The organism is Desemzia sp. AGC72, assembly GCF_057334175.1.
In genome coordinates, this window is record NZ_JBHFIG010000001.1 from 67390 (window position 1) to 88295 (window position 20906).

Consider the following 20906-nt stretch of genomic DNA (forward strand, 5'->3'; position numbering starts at 1 on the left):
CATTTCTTTGGATAAAGGTAACGGTTTTTCTCTATGCCTAACACCCAGCAATGACCTAAGTCATTTATTGTGACTTACATCAGATAGAATAATATGATAGCGCTTTTTTATCAGTGGACTGCATGCTAAGATGAGTTCATCATGAACAAAAGGAGAATGAACTGATGGGGGAAAAGAAAAAGTTTAGTGAATCTGTTCAACGATTTGGACGAACGCTTTTGCTGCCGATAGGGGTGTTAGCACCTGTTGGGATGATTTTAGGGATCAGCGGGGCTTTTGTACAGCCGTATATGATTGAACGGTTTGCGTTTTTAGGGAATGAGAACATCAATGCTTTATTGGTCAGCATTCGGACGATCGCCAGTGTTATTTTTGATAATATTCCACTATTGTTTGCAATGGGAGTCGCTTACGGAATGAGTAAAAAAGATAAAGGAATTTCCGTTTTTGCAGCTGTTTCTGGATATTTGACTTTGATTATTACCATGAATGTCTGGTTGACTTTGACTGGTAAAATGGCGGATCCGGAAGTGATGACTCAAGTCGGTCAAATAACTGTTTTAGGAATCCAGACAATGAATATTAGTGCAGCTGGAGGGATCATTACTGGTTTATTAGCAGCTTGGGCAACAGATCGTTTCTATAATTTGGAATTGCCGACAGCTTTAGCGTTCTTTTCGGGTAAGAAGTCTGTTCCCATTATTACTATTGGGATCATGATTGCAATCGGCGCTTGCTTGCCTTTTATTTGGGAATTATTTGTTGGATTATTGATGAGATTATCGGTTGTTTTCTTAAGTGTTATGGGACCTTTCTTTACGGCAGCTGGAGAACGATTATTCATCCCATTTGGTTTGCACCACGTATGGAACGCTTTGTTCCGCTTTACTGAAGCAGGTGGTTCTTATGTGATCGGAGGAGAAACATTTGTCGGTGTGGTACCGGCAATGAATGAAGTATTGTTCAATCAAGGTCCGAACAGTGAGTACTGGTCTATGATGCCTGATTTGACACGTTTTATGGCGCAACAACAAATGTTGGTGACGTTATTCTTATTCCCAGCGATCGCGTTGGCAATGTACAAAACGGCTCGAGCTGAAAACAAAACAGAAGTCAAATCAATGCTGATTACAATGGTTTTGACAGCTATGCTGGGAAATGTTACTGAGCCGCTTGAATTTACTTTTGTCTTTATAGCTCCATTATTATTCGTAGTTTATGCTGTAATCGTTGGAATCGGAGCTGTCCTATTGTCTTTAGCAAATGTGGCAATAGGGTACATTCGAGGAACGATTTTTGACTTTACCATTTTTGGATTGCTTTATGAAAAGACTAATTGGATTTTCCTAGTATTGATTGGCGCAGGTCTAGGGGTAGTGACTTATTTCATTTTCAAATGGGCTATTTTGAAATACAACATTAAGACCCCGGGGCGAGAAGAATCGCAGAACTTAGACAACACCTTGATCAGAGAAAAACGTTATGGTGAAATCGCTGATATCGTAGTGCAAGCGTTAGGTGGAAGAAGCAACATCGATCACGTAGAAAATTGCATTACACGATTGAGGATAGATATTAAAGACGTTAATGCCGTGGACAAAAATCTGTTGGAAAAATCCGGCTGTACAGGATTCTTTTTCCCAGCAGCTAAACATATCCATATCGTATATGGTCCGCAAGTAGAGTTCGTCAGAAACGCTGTAGATGAAGCGCTGGCTTAATTATTTAGGAGGTTTTCTATCAAATGAGAGCATTATATGATTCAAAAAGCAAAACAATAGATGACAGAGGGATAAAAGCATTATTTTCCGATGAAGAAAAATACAAAACGTGGTTGTTGTTTGAAAGTGCGCTGGCTCAAGCTCAAGCTGAAGAAGGGTTTATCCCCGAGTCAGCAGCTAGAGATATTAAAACAGCTGCTAAAGTCGAAAATATCGACTTTGAAGAAATGGATCGAATCTACCGTAAAATTGGTCATGGTTTCGTGCCGTTCTTAAAAGTACTCGTAAAAGCGTGTCCGGAAGAAAGCGGGAAATACATCCATTACGGTATCACAACACAAAATATCCAACAAAGCTCTCAATTGTACATGGTCAAACAAGTTCATGATAAATACATGCAACTGTTAGGGGAAATTTTAGGAAACTTAAGCAAGTTAGCGGAAGAAAACAAAGATGCTGTTATGCCGGGACGTACACACGGTCGTCATGCGACTCCAATTACTTACGGATACAAAGTTTCTGCATGGATCAGTGATTTCATTGAGTGTTATGAACGGATGCAGGAAGTAGAAAAGAGAGTCTTTAAAATCATGATGGGTGGAGCTGTAGGAACATTCAGTTCCATGCCAGAAGTGGGGCCGGCTGTGCAAAAACGGGTAGCTGAACTGACTGGAATGTATCCAATGGCAGTCCCATCACGTAATATCAGTACTCATAAAATAGAATACATGATGAATTTGGCATTGATGGCGAATATTTGCCACAAAATAGGAGAAGAAGTCTACAGCACAACACTAGAAGAAATCGGCGAGATTTCTGAAGGATTTAGTAAAGGAACGGTTGGGAGCAGTACAATGCCGCACAAAATCAATCCTAAATTAGCTAAAGGGATCGTAGCCAATTCACAAAAACTGTATTCTTTACCAGGCGTCGGAATGTATTCTTCTGTGAGACCTTATGAAGGTGATAGCAGCTCTTATATGCTGTTTGACGGTATATTGGAAGAAGCATTAGAACTAACTACAGAAGTCCTTTTAAGAACGGAAGAATTGACTCGTACGATGGTTCCACATAGAGAACGAATGCTGCACAATGCATTGAGAAACCAAGGGCTGGACAATTGCGAGCATGTGATGATGGAACTAGCAACCAAACTCGGAAAAGACAACGCTCATTCGTTGATGTACGACATTGCGATGAAAACAGCTGATGAAGGTGAAGACTTTTATACCAATTTGATGGCAAATGAGACGATAGCCAATGAATTTACGGAAGAAGAAGTAAGAGCCATGATCGATCCGCGCAATTACATCGGATTGTCTGTTCAAATTGCCGAAAAAGAAGCTGCACGTGCTGCTGCACTGGCAGAAGAAATAGCAGCAGAATATACGAATTAATTTTATTGTGTCTGGAGACCTCAATTTATATAATGGAGAGGTCTCTTTTCCTCGTTTGAGACTGTTTTACAGAAAGGTGAGAAAAGAATGGATACTAATGAGAAAAGTTTAGCTCTGCATAAAGAAAAAAAAGGTAAAATTTCTGTTGAAAGCAAAGTTTCGATCAATACAAGAGAGGATTTAGCTCTGGCTTACACGCCAGGTGTTGCGGAACCATGCAGAAAAATCCATGAAGACGTAAGAGAAGCGTATACTTATACGTCAAAAGGGAATCTTGTGGCGGTTGTAACAGATGGAACAGCTGTCCTTGGATTAGGAGATATCGGACCAGAAGCTGCAATGCCGGTAATGGAAGGAAAAGCGATCTTGTTTAAAGAATTCGCTGGAGTAGATGCTGTTCCGATTTGTCTAGATACAAAAGTCTCTGAAGAAATCATTCAAACGGTACGTTTTCTAGCTCCAACATTTGGCGGGATAAACTTAGAAGATATTTCTTCGCCGAGATGTTTTGAAATCGAAAAACAACTGGATGACCTGTTGCCGATTCCTGTTTTTCACGATGACCAGCATGGAACAGCTATCGTGGTAGTTTCTGGAATCATGAATAGTTTGCGTTTCATCAAGAAAGAGTTAAGTGAGATAAAAGTTGTGTTGAACGGACCTGGAGCAGCTGGTACAGCCATCATAACGATGCTGATGGATATGGGGATAAAAGAAGCTGTCATCTGCGACGAACATGGTATCTTAGCAGAAAACAGACCAGGACCAATGGATGAACATAAAAAACGATTGGCACAACGCTCTAATCCTCAACAAGTAAACGGAGACCTGAGTGACGCTATGAAAGGTGCAGATATCTTTATCGGAGTTTCTGTTGGAGGAATCGTTACGCGTGAAATGATTCAGTCTATGGCAAATGATGCGATTGTATTTGCGATGGCCAACCCAATACCTGAGATCATGTATGATGAGGCTAAAGCAGCCGGCACACGTATTATGGGAACAGGCCGCTCAGATTTTCCAAACCAAATCAACAATGTACTGGCTTTCCCAGGTATTTTTAAAGGGGCACTGGAAGTACGTGCAACGACGATCAATAATGAAATGAAAGTCGCTGCAGCAAAAGCAATCGCAGACATGATTCCTGAAGAAGAATTATCGGAAGACTATATTATACCGGACGCTTTAAATAAAAAAGTCGCGGAACAAGTGGCTGAATATGTCGCCCAAGCTGCTCGAAACACCGGAGTAGCGACTATCTAGGAGGAATAAGAGTGGATAGAATCGAAAAGGACTCTCTTGGAGAAATAGCCGTTCCCCAAGATGCTTTATGGGGTGCTCAAACCCAACGAAGTATAGAAAATTTTCAAATCGGAACAGAAAAGATGCCGCTAAAGTTGATCGAAGCCGTGGTTCAAGTGAAAAAAGCCTGTGCTATTGTAAATAAAGAAGAGGGTAAGCTTTCTTCAGATAAAGGGACCAGCATCCAAGAAGCTTGTGCGCTGGTATTGGATAATTTGAACGAGTATGAATCGCAATTTCCGTTGTGCTTATGGCAAACCGGGAGCGGGACGCAAACCAATATGAATGTAAATGAGGTACTGGCCCATTTAGCTTCTAAAACGACTCCTGTACATCCTAATGATGATGTGAACCTGTCACAAAGCTCGAACGATGTATTTCCAACGGCTATGCATATTGCAGCTTATAAAGAAATCCAAGATCAGCTGATACCGGAAATGAAACAGTGGTTAGAAGTCATTTCAAGATTGATGGAACGATATGAAGGAGTCATCAAGATAGGCAGAACCCATTTGCAAGATGCCACACCTCTTACATTTGCTCAAGAACTGAGTGGATGGAAAAGCATGATTGAAAATAGCTTAAAAGCCATAGAAATGAGCAGCAGTACTTTATTGAAGCTGGCAATTGGAGGGACGGCTGTCGGGACTGGAGTAAATGCATCCAGTGATTTCGGTGTCAAAGTGTCTCGTGAGCTGGAGAAAGCTTTAGGGATTTCATTTGTCAGTGATGAGAACAAGTTCTTTGCTTTGACTAGCCATCAGCCATTATCATTTGTTCATGGTTCTTTACGAGCATTAGCCAGCGATTTGATGAAAATAGCCAATGACATCCGTTGGCTGGCGAGTGGACCCCGCAGCGGATTAGGAGAGCTGTCTCTGCCGGTTAATGAACCGGGGAGTTCAATCATGCCGGGAAAAGTTAATCCTACTCAAGCGGAAGCTCTAACGATGATCGCCGCTCAGGTTATGGGGAACGATACTACGATTCAAGTGGCTGCCAGCCAAGGAAACTTTGAATTGAATGTGTATAAACCGGTCATTATTCATAATTTCTTGCAGACGGTCGGTTTGTTAACGGACGGGATGCGTTCATTCAGAGAAAAATGTCTGGCAGGATTGGCCGTAAATACCAATCGTATGGATGAATTGGTTCATCGTTCGTTGATGCTCGTTACAGCTTTAACGCCTCACATCGGGTATGAAAAATCAGCTGAAATCGCTCATAAAGCTCTAAAAGAAAATACGACACTAGAAGAAGCAGCATTGTCTCTAGAATATGCGTCTAAAGAAGAATTGAAGCAGTGGTTAAATCCAAATTCCATGATTTAAAGAGTGTGATATACTGAAGGTATACTGCTAAAAGGATGAGTGCCATGCTTGATTTTATAGACAGCTACGATGATTTGACTGAAAGCGAAAGAAAAGCTCTATCATACATGATGAATCATTTGGAAGAGATTCCGTACGTGAATATCAACCAACTTGCTGAACTTTCTTTTGTATCTAAAACCGTGATTATCAATCTTGCGCAAAAAATGGGGTTCAGCGGATTCAAAGAACTCAAGTATCATATCAATCAGCAATTGCGGGAAAAAGCTGTTATAGTAAACAACAGCAAATTATCTGCAAAAGAAACAGTGACCAGCAGCATCGATAAAACTCTTTCTCTCGTTTCAGAAGAAGATCTTGATCGCTGTGCTGAAGAAATCATTCAAGCAAAGAATATTTTCATTATGGCTCGGGGAACTAGTAAGCCAGTGGGGTATTATCTGGAACACTTGCTCTTTTCATTAGGTCTGCACTGTTTTTTCATTAAAGATTATAATTTATCGGAGACTTTTACAAATTTGGTTACCGAAAATGATGTGGTGATCTTGATCTCGTTGTCAGGCAGCACGAAAAAAATCATTGATACAGCTCGCAAAGTCCATATGAAAAAAGCCAAAATCATCAGCTTAACAGCCTTTCAATCGAGTATTTTGGCATCTTATGCAGACTTGAAACTGTATTGCCACACAGAAGAAATGGATACCAAACGAGACGATTCTATTTCGCGGATTGGATTCTTTTTGTTAGTGGATTTAATGGTGAGAACAATCAAAAAATATATTTAATATTCCATCGGAAAAGAAAGCCTACAAGTGGCTTTCTTTTTTTATAGATATTTTTAAAAGCCTTATCTTTCGAATACTAACAGAAGATGAACTAGAATATAGGAAAGTAAGCACCATTATCAACTAGTCATCCAACAATTTGAAACTTAGATTCAATCAGGAGGTTGTAAGCAAAATGGAAACTATTGAACATACGTTTATTGAAACAAACGGCATCAAGCTGCATGTAGTTCAAGCAGGACCGAAAGAAGGAGAAGTGGTTCTTTTACTGCATGGTTTTCCTGAATTTTGGTACGGGTGGGAAAAACAAATTTCCGCTTTAGCGAGTCAAGGCTACCGAGTTTGGGTCCCTGACCAGAGAGGGTACAATCTCAGCGACAAACCTAAAAAGATCCGTGACTATCAAATGAAAGATCTAGCAGCCGATATTGCAGGATTAATCAAAGCTTCCGGAAAAGAAAAAGTCTATTTGGTTGGACACGACTGGGGAGGCATCGTTGCTTGGAGAGTAGCAAGAGAGTATCCTGACCTATTGCACAAATTGATCATTTTGAATGCACCTCATGAACAAGCTATGGCTAAGCAAATACTGCAGCATCCGCTGCAAATTTTGAAAAGCTCTTATATCGGTTTCTTTCAATTACGAGGAGTTCCTGAACGACTCTTTAGTGTGTCTGATTGGGAACCGGCAATAAAGGCGTTGAAAGCAACTAGTCAAAAAGGGACGTTCAGTGAAGAAGATTTACAACGTTACCGCTCTGCTTGGTCGCAGCCCAGAGCAATGCGTTCGATGATCAATTGGTATCGCGCTTTAGTTCGTTACCCTTCCAGACAAAAGGTTCCTGCAAGAGTGAAAGTACCGACTTTTGTGATTTGGGGAGCTAAAGATCAGTTTTTAGGTCAAGAATTAGCGAGCAAAAGTTTAGAGTACTGCGATAATGGTCGAGGAAGATTGATAGGAGAAGCGACGCATTGGATTCAACATGAAAAAGCCGAACAAGTAAATGAGTGGATGATTGATTTTATAAGAGAATAACCAAAATAGAGACAGTGTTTGCTGAATGAAGCGGCGCTGTCTATTTCTGTGTTTTTATTCATCAAATTTGAAACGATACACTATTAATGTTACGGTGGATAGTGGCTATTCTAAATCGGTGACCTGCTCTCAAGAGAGGAGGCCTCAAGATCAAATTGCATATAAGTGAATAAAAACAAGGGTATACTTCTCAGTATTAATGGATTCCTAATAGAAACAACTGCTTATTTGTACATATGGTTATCGGTAATCAAAAAAACAAAGTGGAGCGAAAAGACTAACTATCTCTTGATTGGTGCATTTGAACATGCGCTGATCAAGGACGAAACATTAGCCGAAATAAAAAAGTGGAATGCTTTTAATATCATGGAGGAAAAGAAATGAAAGTAAGAAATATAGGGATAACGATGGGATTGACAACGGTGCTGCTTGCAGCGGGATGTGGCAGTACACAAGAAGATGCTGCAAGTGCGAATAACAGCATCAGTGAACAAGTAGAGCACAAGATTATAGGTATCGAACCCGGAGCGGGATTGACAGGTTTATCAGAAAAGACATTAGAAGAATACGATAATCTAGAGGGGTGGGAACTGGAAGAAAGCTCTACTGCAGGTATGCTGACGCTGCTTGGACAAGCGATAGAAAATGAAGAACCTATTATTGTTACAGGCTGGGCTCCTCACTACAAATTTACCCAGTATGATTTGAAATTTATTGAGGATCCTAAAGGAACGTTGGGAGAAGTAGAAAGTATCCACACCATTGCCCGAATAGGATTTGAAGAGGAAATGCCAAATGCTTATAAGATCTTGGATGCCTTTGAATGGGAGGTTGAAGATATGGAAAAAATCACTTTTGAAGCCCAAACAAGTTCCATTGAAGAAGCTTCAGCGGATTGGATCGAAGCCAACCCGGAAAAAATCAATAGTTGGCTGGGAGGGACAGAGAAAGTTGATGGAGAAGAAATCGACTTGGTCTCTACACCGTGGGATTCGGAAAGAGCTTCAAGCCAAGTTTTAGCCACTGTTTTAGAGCAACAAGGCTATGATGTGACTGTCTCTGATGTTGATCCTGCAATTCTATTTGAAGCAGTAGCAAACGGAAAAGCAGATGCTTCTATTTCTCCTTGGCTGCCTACTACCCACAACTCTTTTTATGAAAAATACGAAGAAGATATAGTAGATTTAGGACCTAACTTGACTGGAACTCAAAATGGTTTTGTAGTACCGGAGTATATGGACATTGACTCTATCGAAGATCTAGAGCCAAAAGAATAAAGAATCGAGAGGCTGTTTTTCGATAGTTGATGGATGATAGAAGAGCGGGGGTTCTATTAGTCAAGTGAGCATGCAGTAGATAGTCACTTGACTAATAGGACTGAGCTATCAGTCAAGTGAGCATACAGAGAGCTTCCATTTGATCAATAGTACCCATTTATTAATCAAATGGCCCCTAAACTCGAGGTTACTTGATTAATAACCAGTTTTCGATCACCCATTTTGTCCTAGCAACACCAAAATTACCTTATATTTTAAAGAACAAAAAGCTGCTGGAAGATTTTCTTCCAGCAGCTTTTGAAACCAAGTATTTTCATGTATTAAAGCAATTTCCGCTCTCTAAACTGTGTAGTTATCGAAGTAACCTTGGATGTAGACCATAGGTGTTCCTTTGTCTCCACTTCCAGAAGTTAAATCAGACAATGAACCAATCAAGTCAGTCAAACGACGAGGAGTTGTTCCTTGTGCTTCCATTGATCCAACCAAGTCTTCTTGTTTGTTTTCAATGTATTCAGAAATAGCTTGTTTCAAATCGTCTCCGCGTAGTTGAGAGAAGTTGTTGTCCGCTAAATATTTCAATTTTACTTCACTTGGTGTTCCTTTAAGACCTTCAGTAAAACCTGGAGATACTACAGGATCAGCAAGTTCCCAGATTTTTCCAACAGGATCTTTGAAAGCTCCATCACCATAAACCATTACTTCAACTGTTTTTCCAGTCAATTCTTTGATTTTTGCTTGGATGCCGTCTACGATAGGTTGGCAGTTGTTAGGGAATAATTTTACACTTTCTTCAGTTGCTTTATTTGAGCCAAGCAAACCGTAAGCTTCATTAAAGCCACTGCCGTTGATGGATTCTGAAAGGATGTCGTCAAGACCATATACTTTTTCAGCTCCATTAGCTTTTAGGATGCGTTTTGTTCTGAAACGTGAATGAATATCACATGTTAATACATTTTTAGTGTATGATAAAATCGTTTTTGGATTATTTGAGAAGATAACTTCACATTCTGCACCTTCCGATTCGACGATCCCTTTGTAGTACTCAATGTAGTCTACTCCGGTAAAGGGATGAGTGACTTGGCCAAAGTGTTCGCGGAATTGAGGCTCAGTTAAAATGTCAGTCCAAGGATTGATTCCTTTAGTGTCTAACTCATCAATATTTACTAAGTGATTTCCTACTTCATCAGATGGATAGCTCAACATTAAAACAATTTTTTTTGCACCTCTGGCGATACCTTGCAAGTTATTTGCAAAACGGTTACGGCTAAGGATAGGGAAAATAACACCAATCGTATCTCCAGCAAATTTAGATTGAACATCTGCGGCGATATCATCGATTGTGGCGTAATTTCCTTGTGCACGGGCTACGATAGACTCAGTTACGGTTACAATATCACGATCTTCGATTGAAAAACCATCAACAGTTGACGAATTTAAGACTGTATCTACTACGATCTGCTCGATGTCGTCTCCTTTATTAATGATTGGACCACGAAGTCCTCGTACTACTGTTCCAACTACTCTTTCCAATATGATCTCTCCTCTAATAGGTAAGCTAATTTCAAACCATTACTACTATACCTTGTTCTTGTAAGAATGTAAATTAGACTCAGGGATTTACAAGGCAGGAATCAAGAGTAGAAGTAGCTTAAATCACTGGCAATGGTTGGATAAGCAAATACTTTTTTAGTCAGCTCTGCAGCACTCATTTTTTGATCGATCATTCGACTGAAATAATTGATCAATTCATCAGCTTCGTTATTTAAACAAGCTGCACCAACCAGTAATCCAGTTTGTTTATCGGTAATAACTTTTATAGTAGAAATAGGTTCGTTTAATCTGCTGTAACTAAACCACTTAGTAGCATCTATAGTAGACGATTCGTATTTGCTGGGGTTATTCTCTGCTGTCTTTGCTGTTACACCAACTTGAGCTAATTTCGGCGCAGAAAATACCATTGTTGGAATACTAGGATAAGAGATGGGCTGTGAATTTTTCCCTGTTAAATAAGACACTAAATAATCGGCTTCAAAACTAGATACAGGAGTCAACTTAGGCTGGCTTTTAGATAGAACATCCCCCAAAGAAAAAATAGAAGAGTTGCTGGTTTGAAGAAATTCGTTGACTAGGATTCCTTTTTTGTCCGACTCAACACCAACGTTTTCAAGGTGCAGCGTTTCTGTATTTGGTATCCGTCCTGTAGTGCAGAAAACTAAATCACTATGCAATTGAAAGTCTGAACCATCGGATATGGTAAATCCTTTTCTAGCAGCTGTGATTTTCGTAATCTCTTTATTCAAATGAAAATTGACCCCTCTGGCTTTTAATTGTTCCATTAGAAGTTGAACGAGTTCTTTGTCAAAAGCTTTAAGAGGACGGTCATTATGCTGGATAAGGTGTACTTCAGCTCCAGCTGCACTGGCGATGGCAGCAAATTCAAAAGCAATGTATCCTCCGCCAACAAGAGTAATAATTTCCGGCATCTCTTGAAGAGACAAAAATTCATTACTCGTCAAGAAGTGTTCTTGTCCTTCAATAGCCAAAAAAGAAGGGCGAGCTCCAGCCGCAATAATAAATTGGTCTGCTTCTAATTCGTCTTCGTTTACTTGTACTGTTTGATGAGGAGTGAATGAAGCACTGCCGTAAAAAGTCTCTACATCAGAAGATTGGAGGCTGTCTTTACTTTGTTCGGGCACTGGGTGAGTAAAGGTCTCTTTAAAAGCCATCAGCTCCGGCCAATCGATCTCAGGTACAATATGCAGGCCTTTGTTCTGCAATTGGATGACCTTATCTCTAGCTTCAACTGCGGAAAGCAAGACCTTTTTCGGATCACAGCCTCTATTGGGACAAGTTCCGCCCCATAAGTCTTCTTCTATAATGGCGATTTTTTTCCCAGCAGCAGCCAAACTGGAAGCTGCTCCCATCCCAGCAACACCGCTTCCAATGACAACACTATCGAAATGCTTTTTCATTTGCTTTGTCTCCTTTTCTATCATTCTTAGGGCATCTTTGCTTCTTTGTAACATAGAAAGTCTTACTTTAAAAACAAAAAACCTTATGATTTATTGGACAACAAAAACCGACCTTTACAAAAAGATACTCGTAAAGGTTGGTTTTTGTTTTTAAAGTTCAGATTATGATCTTACCGTTTTGTTTGCTCGTTGTTTATGGATCAATGTCATGGCTAAACGGGCCAAAGGCTGAGCGACTAATAGCTCTATGAAAAATGCGATCGTAAAGTTTCGCGGCCAAGTATAGAAAAAAGTTTTGATTGGTTCTATAGAAATCGATTTTGTTCCTACCCAAGTACCAATAACAGTCAGCAAGATAGACATGATCAACATGCTGAAAAAGATATGGACTAAAGTTACAGCATTAAAACTATCAGTTGGTTGAATGAATTTCGGTATTAACTTATTTACGGCAGGTTCAACAATAAAAGGTACGATCAGTATGACAATGATCCACATAAATGGAATAGTTTTCAATGTCTGCAGGCAAACGGCTTTAGTAAATCCAAATTGTAAAGCCATGATCGATGGTGCAATAGTGTTTACGGAAATAATTGAAATTACAGCTAAAAATAAAATAAATTCTTTTCTGTTTTGAGGCGTTCTTGTTTCTTCTTGCATAATATCATCTCCAAATTTTTTTCAGATGGTAAACGTTGTATATAAAAACACCTAAAGATGGCAGATAACAAAAAAAAAAACGGAAAGCCATGATTCTGATGGCTTTCCGTTTTTTTTGTTACACACTGATTGTTAAAGTATACCATAATTAAAGCTGAACTTTTCAGTTAAATAGAGAGAATTTATTTTTAGAAAACCCTCATTAATCACACTTTTTTACGAGCAATATACAAAAATAATAATACTTATAAATTTATAAAAAAAGAATCGAAAAAGTTTTTATGTAATTCTTGTTGACAATACATAGATAAAGATGGTAAATTCTAAATCGTAACAATTACGATTTATAAAGGAGATGAAACAAATGGAGAAAAGATTCATTCAATACATAACGTTTCTTTCAATTAGTATTCTACTAACAGCATGTGGGGCAAACGTTTCTTCAAATCAAAATGAAGAGGAAGCAGATAATGGAAGTGAACAAGCGGCACAACAAAGCTCTTCTCAAGAGAAACAAGAGAATGGAGAAGGTACCAAAATCAGCATCAACGGTTTAGCTGATCATTATCATACAGGAGATACAGTTGAATTAAGTGCCTCCTCAAAAAATACAGTAGATAGTCTGCAATGGATTTGGTATTCAAAAGAAAATAAAGAAAGCGAATGGAAAGTTATTCCTGGTCAAAAAACCAAAGACTTTATTGGAGAGGCAACAATCGATGGTTTAGAAGTAAAAGCAACTTTAGTTGATGAAAAGGATCAAATTTACGCTGAATCTGAACCGGCAACCATTCTGATTGATGATCACCATGGTCATGATAAAGTTAGCCAGCAAATCTATGAAGGCTATTTTGAAGATGAACAAGTAGAAAATAGAGAGTTAACAGACTTCGAAGGCCAATGGCAGTCTGTGTTCCCTTATCTTCAATCTGGAGATCTAGACGAAGTATTTGAACATAAAGAAGAAGACGGCGATATGACGGCCGAAGAATACAAAGAGTATTATACTACTGGCTATGAGACCTCTGTTGATCAAATCGGTATTGAAGAAAATCAAGTCACTTTTTATGAAGGTGAAAAAGAGTACTCAGGGATTTATGAAAATGAGGGATATGAAATATTGAATTATGAAAAAGGGAACAGAGGAGTACGATTTGTTTATAAACTAGTTGAGGGTTCAAAAGAAGCGCCTAAGTATCTTCAATTCAGTGACCATAATATCTTCCCTGAAGATTCGGTTCATTTTCATCTGTACTGGGGAGATGATAGAGAGCAATTGTTAGAAGAAATGGACAATTGGCCTACTTATTATCCTTCAGATTTGGATGCAGATGGTCTTGTACGCGATATGTTAGCTCACTAAAATACTAAGGAGAAAAAGATGAAACAGAAAAGAGTTTTTTTGAGTTTATTCAGTATCGTCACAGGAGTACTGCTTTTAGGGTGTGATCTGGAACCATCTGGTAATGAACCAAATGAGTCGTCAACCTTGTCAGTAGTAACTACTTTTTACCCAGTATATGAATTTACGAAAGAAGTAGCAGGTGATCGAGCAGATGTTTCAATGGTTATACAAGCTGGAACAGATGTACACGGCTTCGAACCAAGTGCCAAAGATGTTGCAGCTATAAATGATGCAGATGTGTTTATTTACAGTAGTGGAGAAATGGAACCATGGGTCGGAAGTCTGATGGAATCTATAAATAGTGAAGATCTGGCAGTAGTTCGTACAGCGGATACAAATCAGTTTATCCATGCTGAGGAACACGCACATGAAGAGAGCAGTGAACCAACTAATGAGGAGATATTGGCTGAAAATAAAGATGTACCTGAGTCGATCAAACTTAATGGGCTATCTGGACATTACCACACAGGAGACGTCGTTCAATTGATTGCTGATTCAAATCAAAAGAAAGAGTCGGATAAATTACAATGGTATGTCCGCAAGAAAGATAGTCAAAATTGGGAAGCTGTTTCTGGTCAAACAAAAACTGCTTTTGAATATGAAACCACAGGAGAAAGTATTGAAGTGAAAGTTGTTCTATATGATGATACAGGAAAACAAAAAGCGCAATCTGCATCTGTTGAAGTGGTGATTGATAATCACGAAGATCTGGATCCGCATGTATGGTTAGACCCGATTTTAGCTCAAGACCAAGTTAACACTATTAAAGACGCATTGATTCAAGCAGACCCTGATGGAAAATCTTATTATGAAGAAAATGCTGAAAAATTCAATTCAGAACTTCAACAATTGGATGAAGAATACCAAGCTGCTTTTTCTTCCGCAACCAATCGTGTATTTGTAGTTCAACATCAAGCTTTTGGATATATCGCTCGCCGTTATAATTTGGAGCAAATTGCAGTCGGAGGTATTTCAACTGAGATAGAGCCTAGTCCCTCGCGTATTGCAGAAATTAATAAATTAGTGAAAAAATACAACGTGCCGGTAATTTATTATCAACAAGGAGCCAATTCCTCTATCGCTCAAACAGTTGCTCAAGAAACAGGAACAGAAATAGAGGTGTTGTATGATCTTGAAAGTGTGACTGAAGAGATGCAAGCTGAAGGGTTAGATTATTTAAGTTTGATGCGTAAGAATTTGGAAGCCTTCAAGTTAAGTATTCAGTAATATGATCTCCTAATAAAGACTCAATTCATCAAATAATAATCACCAATTAAAAATGTCCGCCTCAAAACTAATCAACTGAGGCGGACATTTTTTGTTGATGTTACAACTCACGTAAAGCAGCGATCAATTCCGTATTATTAGTGGTTTTTTCATCTTTTTCCTTTAAAATACGGGCAGGTATACCGCCAACCACCACATTTTCTGGAACGTCTTCAATAACGACAGCTCCGGCAGCAACAACACTTCCTTTACCTATTCGAACACCCTCAATAACGACAGCATTTGCGCCGATCAAAACACCATCCTCAACAATCACAGGAGTAGCGGAAGCTGGCTCGACGACACCAGCTAAAACAGCACCAGCACCGATGTGGCAATTTTTACCAACAATAGCCCGACCACCAAGAACTGCTCCCATATCGATCATACTTTTTTCGCCAACGACAGCACCAATATTGATGACCGCTCCCATCATGATCACAGCATGATCATGGATCTCTACTTGGTCTCGAATGATAGCTCCAGGTTCTATGCGAGCATTTATGCCAGTAGTATCTAGTAAAGGCACCGCACTGTTTCTGCGATCATATTCCAGTTCTACATCACTGATATGTTCTTTATTTAGTTCAAGAATGACTTTCAAGTCTTCGTAATCTCCGAAAACAACTTTAGAGAGTCCTTCTCCAAATACTTTACAGTTAGGAAAATCAATAGACTCGGTTAGGTTGATATAAGCTTTCACAGGGGTTTGTTTTTTAGATTCTTTGATGAATTGGATAATCTCTTGTGCGTTCAATAAAGCTTCCTCCTAGGCAGTTAAAATGATTTCTTGTATTCAAATACAGCTGGACCGTTCATATAAACATCCTCTGTCCCGGAAATGGTCAAAGACCCTTGCTCGAGATGTACAGTGACCTTATCTTTCACTAGACCTGCGTCTCTAGCCACTACGAAGCTGGCACTGCATCCAGTTCCGCAAGCCAATGTCCAGCCAACACCGCGCTCAAATGTTCGGACAATAAGTTCTTCTTGATTCAAAACCTGTACAAAATTAACATTGGTTTGTTGCGCAAATAATGGGTGATGACAAATTTTTTCGCCTAAGTCGGATTCCAGCATAGCTGGTGCATCTTCTACAAAAACAACTGTATGTACAGTCCCCATAAATAAACTAGTAAATGTAACCTCTTTTCCATCAATAGAGATTGTTCGATTGATGTAAGAAGCATCATCAGCAGCTCCAAAAGCTTCATTTGAATAATCAGGCCGGCCAATATTGACTTCGCAATAGAAGGGCTCATGTTGAAGAATGTCTATCGTCATTTCGCCCGCCAAGGTTTGGACAGCAAACTGATTTTCTACAGTCAATCCTTTGTCCAGAACATATTTGGCAAAACAACGAATCCCATTGCCGCACATCGGAGCTTGAGAGCCGTCACGATTGAACAGCAGCATCTCTAAAGGGGCTTTTTTTACGACGATGAGCCCATCTGTATTAAATTGTTCTGAACTGCATAAAACAGCAGCTTCTTCAGCATAATTTATTCCATCTTCAAAATCACGAATTGCAAAAGTATTGCCGCAACCGTTGTATTTATAAGTCGACATATCAAAACCCCTTTTTTATTTTTCTCCAGTAACAAAAAAAGACCCCATTGCTGGCGTCTTAAATGTATACAATCGTTCTGCAGACATATAATAGCGCCTCTGCTGTTCCAGCAGGAGTGACATAGGTATTTCCCATATCCCCACGAGAAAAGATCCGCCGATCTTTATCGTTCGGCAATGGTTGCCTTTCGTACACCATCATAGAATGCCTTCTCTGGTGTAGTACTCATCTACATTGCTACCTCTATTCAATTTTTAATTTACGTTTAGATTTTTTATATCTTACCACTAAATGTTTTCTTTGTCTATTTGTCAAAAAAGAAAAAATTAAAGATTGTTTTTTTTCTGCAAACTGGTACACTTTTTTTCATAAGAAAAAGGAGTGATCGAATGAAAGAACTATTGAATAAAGACGTCCTTCAATTGCAAACAAGCGAAATACGGGCATTCAATCAATATGCAGTAGATAATCAGGCTTCACTGTTTCTAACTTTAGGAGAACCAGATTTTCCAACACCGGAATCTATAAAAGAAGCGGCAATCAAATCTTTAAATAGAAACCAAACGCGCTATTCATCAGCTCAAGGAAGCCTTGAATTAAGAGAAGCCATTTGTGCATTTGAGAAAAAAACGAATCACGTAGATTATTCACCAGGAGAAGTCATGATCACAGTTGGTTCTACAGAGGCTATTTCAACGGCTTTAGCGACCCTATTGAATCCTGGAGAAGAAGTGATTATTTTACAACCCGCTTTTCCTTTATATCGGCAATTGATTCAAATGAATAGAGGAGTATGCGTCTCGATCGATACTTCTGAGAACCAATTTCAACTGTCTGAAGAAATGCTGACAGCAGCGATCACTCCTAAGACCAAAGCTATTATCATCAATACTCCAAACAATCCCACAGGAACGATGCTGGATGCTTCTTCACTAAAAGTGATCTATGAAGCTGTGAAGAAACACGAGCTTTTTGTGATCAGCGATGAAGTTTACAATCAATTAGTGTTTACTGAGTTACCTAAGCCATTATCGCAGTACACTGATATCAAAAAATATATCATCACGTGTCAAAGTTTCTCGAAACCATATGCTATGACTGGTTGGCGTATCGGATACTTAATAGCGGATCAGAACTTCATTGAAGAAGCACTCAAGATTCACCAATATGTACTTTCATGCGTCAGCACTTTCATTCAAGATGCCGCTATAACCGCATTGGATTACGATGTCAAAGAGATGCTGGATTCTTACCGTTTACGGAGAGATTATGTTTATGCCCGCTTGAGAGCTATGGGCGTGGACGTAGAATTGCCAGACGGTACTTTTTACATACTGCCATCGATCAAAAAATATGGGATGACTTCCTATGAATTTTGTAAACAGTTAGTCCTTGAACAAGGAGTAGCTCTGATTCCAGGCAGTTATTTTGAAGCAGATGATTATGTACGAATCAGTTTTTGCGTCGATAGGAACGTTTTAGAAGAAGCGATGGACAGATTGGAGCTTTTTCTTTCTCGTTTACCTAAAGCAGGACAGAAGTAAGGTATGCTCAAATGATTTGCGTACCATTATTAGCTGAAATAGCAGAAAAACGGCACGCAAAGCGTGCTCGCAGATTCCGAAATACCTCCTAAACCAGCAAATAAAAGAAGAGACCCATAAAGTCAGCATGGATTGCTGACTTTATGGGTCTCTTCTTTGGGTTAAACGATAAAATTTTTACCCGTCTTATTCTCGGCAGGAGTCCGTTGAATCTCGTAGTTTAAAACTTACGTTAAAAAAAACAGTATTAGATACAGCACTAAAGTTAGCTCAATACTCGAGATAGAAAGGCTTTCGTACGTTCTTCTTTAGGGTGATTGAAGATCTCTTCAGGGGTTCCAGCTTCAGCGATGACGCCTTTATCCATAAAGATCACACGGTCGGACACTTCTCTTGCAAAGCTCATTTCATGCGTTACGATGACCATGGTCAATCCTGTTTCTGCTAAGTGTTTCATGGTTTTCAGAACTTCTCCGACGATTTCTGGATCCAAAGCGGAAGTTGGTTCATCAAACAGCATAACATCTGGATTCATGGAGAGAGCTCGTGCAATAGCTACACGCTGTTTTTGTCCACCAGAAAGTTGATCAGGTTTTGCATTGACATATCTTTCCATATCAACTAGTTTTAGATTTTCTTGAGCAATTTTTTCTGCTTCCTCACGATCTCTTTTCAATACAGTTACTTGTCCAGTGACACAGTTTTCTAGAACGTTCATGTTATTGAACAAGTTGAAAGACTGGAATACCATGCCTAGATTTTTACGGTATTTTGGTAAACTGTATCCTTTTTTTAGAACATTTTCACCTTTGTAAATGACCTCTCCGCTAGTTGGTTTTTCCAATAAATTTATGCAGCGAAGCAGTGTGGATTTTCCTGACCCAGAAGAGCCGATAATAGTAACAACTTCACCTTTAGTAACGGACATGCTGATATCTTTTAAGACTTCATTTTTCCCGAAATTCTTTTTTAAGTGTTTGATTTCAATAGTTGCTGACACGAGAAAACCTCCTTATTCCTCAGGATTTAATTCATCAAGCATGGCATATTCATTTGGACCATCCATTTTTCGTTCGACCAGACGTAAGAGTTGAGTTGCTGAGATCGTTAAGACCAGATAGATGATCCCAACGATTGTGAATGTCTGGAAGTATTGGTAGTTAGTACCCGCAGCGGTTGTTCCTTGGAAGAACAAGTCAGCAACACTAATAACACTCAGAACAGCCGTGTCTTTAATATTGATAATGATCTCATTACCCGTTGCTGGCAGGATATTCCGCATTACTTGGGGAAGGACAACTTTGATCATCGTTTGACCATGTGTCATTCCAATGGCTTGAGCAGCTTCAGTTTGACCTTTGTCAACAGCGAAGATACCACCTCTGACGATTTCAGACATATACGCTCCAGTATTGATCGACACAATCAACAACGCTGCAACTGTCCGGTTCATAGAGACACCAAAGGCTAATGCCGTTCCATAATAAATGACCATTGCTTGCACGATCATGGGTGTTCCACGAAAGACTTCAATATAGATGGTTAAAAGTCCATGTACAAGTTTTTGAAGGAAACGACTAAATGGATTTTCAGCAGAGGGCAGTGAACGGAAGATACCAATGAGCAATCCAATCAGCAGTCCAACAATAGTTGAAAATACAGCAATAAAAAGAGTCAGACCTGTTCCACGAAGAAAGAGGATACCATATTCATCTAAAATATTTCTAAAATCACTGAGTAACCCTTCATCTGAATTAGATTCTGCAGTCTCGCCATCAGGTACTTCTTCTACTGCAGCAGGTTGCTCTTTAATAGCAGTGTCCATTAATTCTGTACGTTCATCTTCGGAAATAGTTGCTATGATCTCGTTGATCCGTTCAAGATCTGGATCTCCTTGACGCATTCCAATAGCCACCTGGACATCTTCAGGATTGGTTTGAAACCCTTCCCCCTCATCAAATTCAACCATGGTTAAATCTGGATTGGCACCAGTAGCTGTTATCCCTTCAGGACGTTCGCTAACGTAACCGTCAATAACGCCTGAAGCAAGAGAAGTACGCATGGCTGAAAAATCTTTCATGGCTTGTTCTTTTTGTACATTTGGTATTTGATCAATGACAGTGTAATGAAACGTACTTTGTTGGGCAGTGATTTTGGCGTTAGAAAGATCAGACAGGTTACGCGCGTCGGCAAATGGACTATCTTTTCGAGTGACTATCACTAAATCAGACTCATAATAAGCATCGGTAAAGTCGATTTGCTCACGGCGTTCTTCAGTCGGAGACATTCCTGCAATGACGGCATCAATCGTTCCAGACTGTAACGCAGGAACCAATCCATCCCATTGGACTTTAACAATGACTAATTCTTTGCCTAATCCATCCGCGATTTTCTTTGCAATCTGGACGTCATATCCACCAGCATACGCAGAGCCTTCCTCTCCAAAAATAGGAACAGCACCGTTATCTGGAGACGTCTGTGTCCAGTTAAAAGGAGCATAACTAGCTTCTAATCCAACCCGAAATTCATTATCTGGACTTTGTTCTTGTGCTTTTACAGTTAGAGGTTGTGCTAAGGAGACAAAACAAATGACACTTAATAGTAAAAGTAAAATATTTTTTTTCAAATGACTCATTCCTT

At 39.4% G+C, this 20906-nt stretch carries 17 protein-coding genes and 1 riboswitch; of the genes, 10 read left to right on the forward strand and 7 right to left on the reverse strand.

From position 1 onward, the window contains the following. The first annotated feature begins 164 nt into the window (after positions 1-164). The 7 genes from ACE025_RS00315 (at position 165) to ACE025_RS00345 (ending at position 8849) form a co-directional block, all read left to right on the forward strand. A complete protein-coding gene (locus tag ACE025_RS00315; RefSeq protein WP_485936290.1) occupies positions 165-1721 on the forward strand; it encodes a PTS transporter subunit EIIC in 1557 nt (518 codons plus the stop codon). 23 nt (positions 1722-1744) lie between these two features. After that, a complete protein-coding gene (locus ACE025_RS00320; RefSeq protein WP_485936292.1) occupies positions 1745-3118 on the forward strand; it encodes a class-II fumarase/aspartase family protein in 1374 nt (457 codons plus the stop codon). 87 nt (positions 3119-3205) lie between these two features. Further along, the gene (locus ACE025_RS00325; protein WP_485936294.1) at positions 3206-4381 is read left to right on the forward strand and encodes an NAD(P)-dependent malic enzyme; all 1176 of its coding nucleotides are present in this window, start codon (positions 3206-3208) and stop codon (positions 4379-4381) included. An 11-nt stretch (positions 4382-4392) separates the two neighbouring features. Beyond that, on the forward strand, positions 4393-5751 hold the full coding sequence (fumC, locus tag ACE025_RS00330) for a class II fumarate hydratase (protein WP_485936296.1): 1359 nt from the start codon (positions 4393-4395) through the stop codon (positions 5749-5751). Positions 5752-5795: 44 nt separating this feature from the next. Next, complete coding sequence (locus tag ACE025_RS00335; RefSeq protein ID WP_485936298.1) at positions 5796-6536, forward strand: MurR/RpiR family transcriptional regulator; 741 nt, start codon at positions 5796-5798, stop codon at positions 6534-6536. A gap of 175 nt (positions 6537-6711) precedes the next feature. Next, the gene (locus ACE025_RS00340) at positions 6712-7572 is read left to right on the forward strand and encodes an alpha/beta fold hydrolase (RefSeq protein ID WP_485936300.1); all 861 of its coding nucleotides are present in this window, start codon (positions 6712-6714) and stop codon (positions 7570-7572) included. A 380-nt stretch (positions 7573-7952) separates the two neighbouring features. Next, entirely contained in the window at positions 7953-8849 is an 897-nt protein-coding gene (locus tag ACE025_RS00345) for a glycine betaine ABC transporter substrate-binding protein (protein ID WP_485936302.1), read from the forward strand. 339 nt (positions 8850-9188) lie between these two features. Here the strand turns inward: ACE025_RS00345 and ACE025_RS00350 are convergent, their stop codons facing one another. From ACE025_RS00350 to ACE025_RS00360, 3 genes are all read right to left on the reverse strand, one after another. Next, the gene (locus tag ACE025_RS00350; RefSeq protein WP_485936304.1) at positions 9189-10379 is read right to left on the reverse strand and encodes a coenzyme F420-0:L-glutamate ligase; all 1191 of its coding nucleotides are present in this window, start codon (positions 10377-10379) and stop codon (positions 9189-9191) included. 101 nt (positions 10380-10480) lie between these two features. Beyond that, complete coding sequence (locus tag ACE025_RS00355) at positions 10481-11821, reverse strand: dihydrolipoyl dehydrogenase family protein (protein ID WP_485936306.1); 1341 nt, start codon at positions 11819-11821, stop codon at positions 10481-10483. A 162-nt stretch (positions 11822-11983) separates the two neighbouring features. Beyond that, positions 11984-12481, reverse strand: a complete 498-nt coding sequence (locus tag ACE025_RS00360) for a DUF2798 domain-containing protein (RefSeq protein WP_485936308.1) — start codon at positions 12479-12481, stop codon at positions 11984-11986. Between the two features lie 364 nt (positions 12482-12845). On the opposite strand from ACE025_RS00360, the gene ACE025_RS00365 reads away from it, so the two are divergent. Both ACE025_RS00365 and ACE025_RS00370 read left to right on the forward strand, forming a co-directional pair. Then, positions 12846-13844, forward strand: a complete 999-nt coding sequence (locus tag ACE025_RS00365; protein WP_485936310.1) for a ZinT family metal-binding protein — start codon at positions 12846-12848, stop codon at positions 13842-13844. 18 nt (positions 13845-13862) lie between these two features. After that, a complete protein-coding gene (locus ACE025_RS00370; RefSeq protein ID WP_485936312.1) occupies positions 13863-15113 on the forward strand; it encodes a metal ABC transporter solute-binding protein, Zn/Mn family in 1251 nt (416 codons plus the stop codon). A 100-nt stretch (positions 15114-15213) separates the two neighbouring features. Here the strand turns inward: ACE025_RS00370 and dapD are convergent, their stop codons facing one another. Both dapD and dapF read right to left on the reverse strand, forming a co-directional pair. Next, positions 15214-15909 (reverse strand): 2,3,4,5-tetrahydropyridine-2,6-dicarboxylate N-acetyltransferase, encoded by a 696-nt coding sequence (dapD, locus tag ACE025_RS00375; protein ID WP_485936314.1) that lies wholly within the window; start codon positions 15907-15909, stop codon positions 15214-15216. 20 nt (positions 15910-15929) lie between these two features. Next, positions 15930-16721: a diaminopimelate epimerase gene (gene dapF / locus ACE025_RS00380; protein ID WP_485936316.1), complete on the reverse strand. Its 792-nt coding sequence runs from the start codon at positions 16719-16721 to the stop codon at positions 15930-15932. An 83-nt stretch (positions 16722-16804) separates the two neighbouring features. Continuing rightward, a riboswitch (Lysine riboswitch) is annotated at positions 16805-16976 on the reverse strand. A 135-nt stretch (positions 16977-17111) separates the two neighbouring features. On the opposite strand from dapF, the gene ACE025_RS00385 reads away from it, so the two are divergent. Continuing rightward, positions 17112-18266, forward strand: coding sequence for a pyridoxal phosphate-dependent aminotransferase (locus ACE025_RS00385; protein ID WP_485936318.1), 1155 nt, complete (start codon positions 17112-17114; stop codon positions 18264-18266). 265 nt (positions 18267-18531) lie between these two features. Here the strand turns inward: ACE025_RS00385 and ACE025_RS00390 are convergent, their stop codons facing one another. After that, positions 18532-19266 carry an amino acid ABC transporter ATP-binding protein gene (locus tag ACE025_RS00390; RefSeq protein ID WP_485936320.1) on the reverse strand — a complete coding sequence of 245 codons (735 nt, stop codon included), beginning with the start codon at positions 19264-19266 and terminating at the stop codon, positions 18532-18534. Positions 19267-19278: 12 nt separating this feature from the next. Continuing rightward, positions 19279-20892 (reverse strand): ABC transporter permease subunit, encoded by a 1614-nt coding sequence (locus ACE025_RS00395; protein WP_485936322.1) that lies wholly within the window; start codon positions 20890-20892, stop codon positions 19279-19281. Positions 20893-20906: the final 14 nt, after the last annotated feature.

Coding starts and splice junctions, on each gene's coding strand:
- ACE025_RS00355 (WP_485936306.1), bottom strand. CDS start 11,821: ATGAAAAAGCATTTCGATAGTGTTGTCATTGGAAGCGGTGTTGCTGGG.
- ACE025_RS00365 (WP_485936310.1), top strand. CDS start 12,846: ATGGAGAAAAGATTCATTCAATACATAACGTTTCTTTCAATTAGTATT.
- ACE025_RS00370 (WP_485936312.1), top strand. CDS start 13,863: ATGAAACAGAAAAGAGTTTTTTTGAGTTTATTCAGTATCGTCACAGGA.
- ACE025_RS00335 (WP_485936298.1), top strand. CDS start 5,796: ATGCTTGATTTTATAGACAGCTACGATGATTTGACTGAAAGCGAAAGA.
- ACE025_RS00315 (WP_485936290.1), top strand. CDS start 165: ATGGGGGAAAAGAAAAAGTTTAGTGAATCTGTTCAACGATTTGGACGA.
- ACE025_RS00360 (WP_485936308.1), bottom strand. CDS start 12,481: ATGCAAGAAGAAACAAGAACGCCTCAAAACAGAAAAGAATTTATTTTA.
- ACE025_RS00345 (WP_485936302.1), top strand. CDS start 7,953: ATGAAAGTAAGAAATATAGGGATAACGATGGGATTGACAACGGTGCTG.
- ACE025_RS00325 (WP_485936294.1), top strand. CDS start 3,206: ATGGATACTAATGAGAAAAGTTTAGCTCTGCATAAAGAAAAAAAAGGT.
- ACE025_RS00385 (WP_485936318.1), top strand. CDS start 17,112: ATGAAAGAACTATTGAATAAAGACGTCCTTCAATTGCAAACAAGCGAA.
- dapF (WP_485936316.1), bottom strand. CDS start 16,721: ATGTCGACTTATAAATACAACGGTTGCGGCAATACTTTTGCAATTCGT.
- ACE025_RS00320 (WP_485936292.1), top strand. CDS start 1,745: ATGAGAGCATTATATGATTCAAAAAGCAAAACAATAGATGACAGAGGG.
- ACE025_RS00340 (WP_485936300.1), top strand. CDS start 6,712: ATGGAAACTATTGAACATACGTTTATTGAAACAAACGGCATCAAGCTG.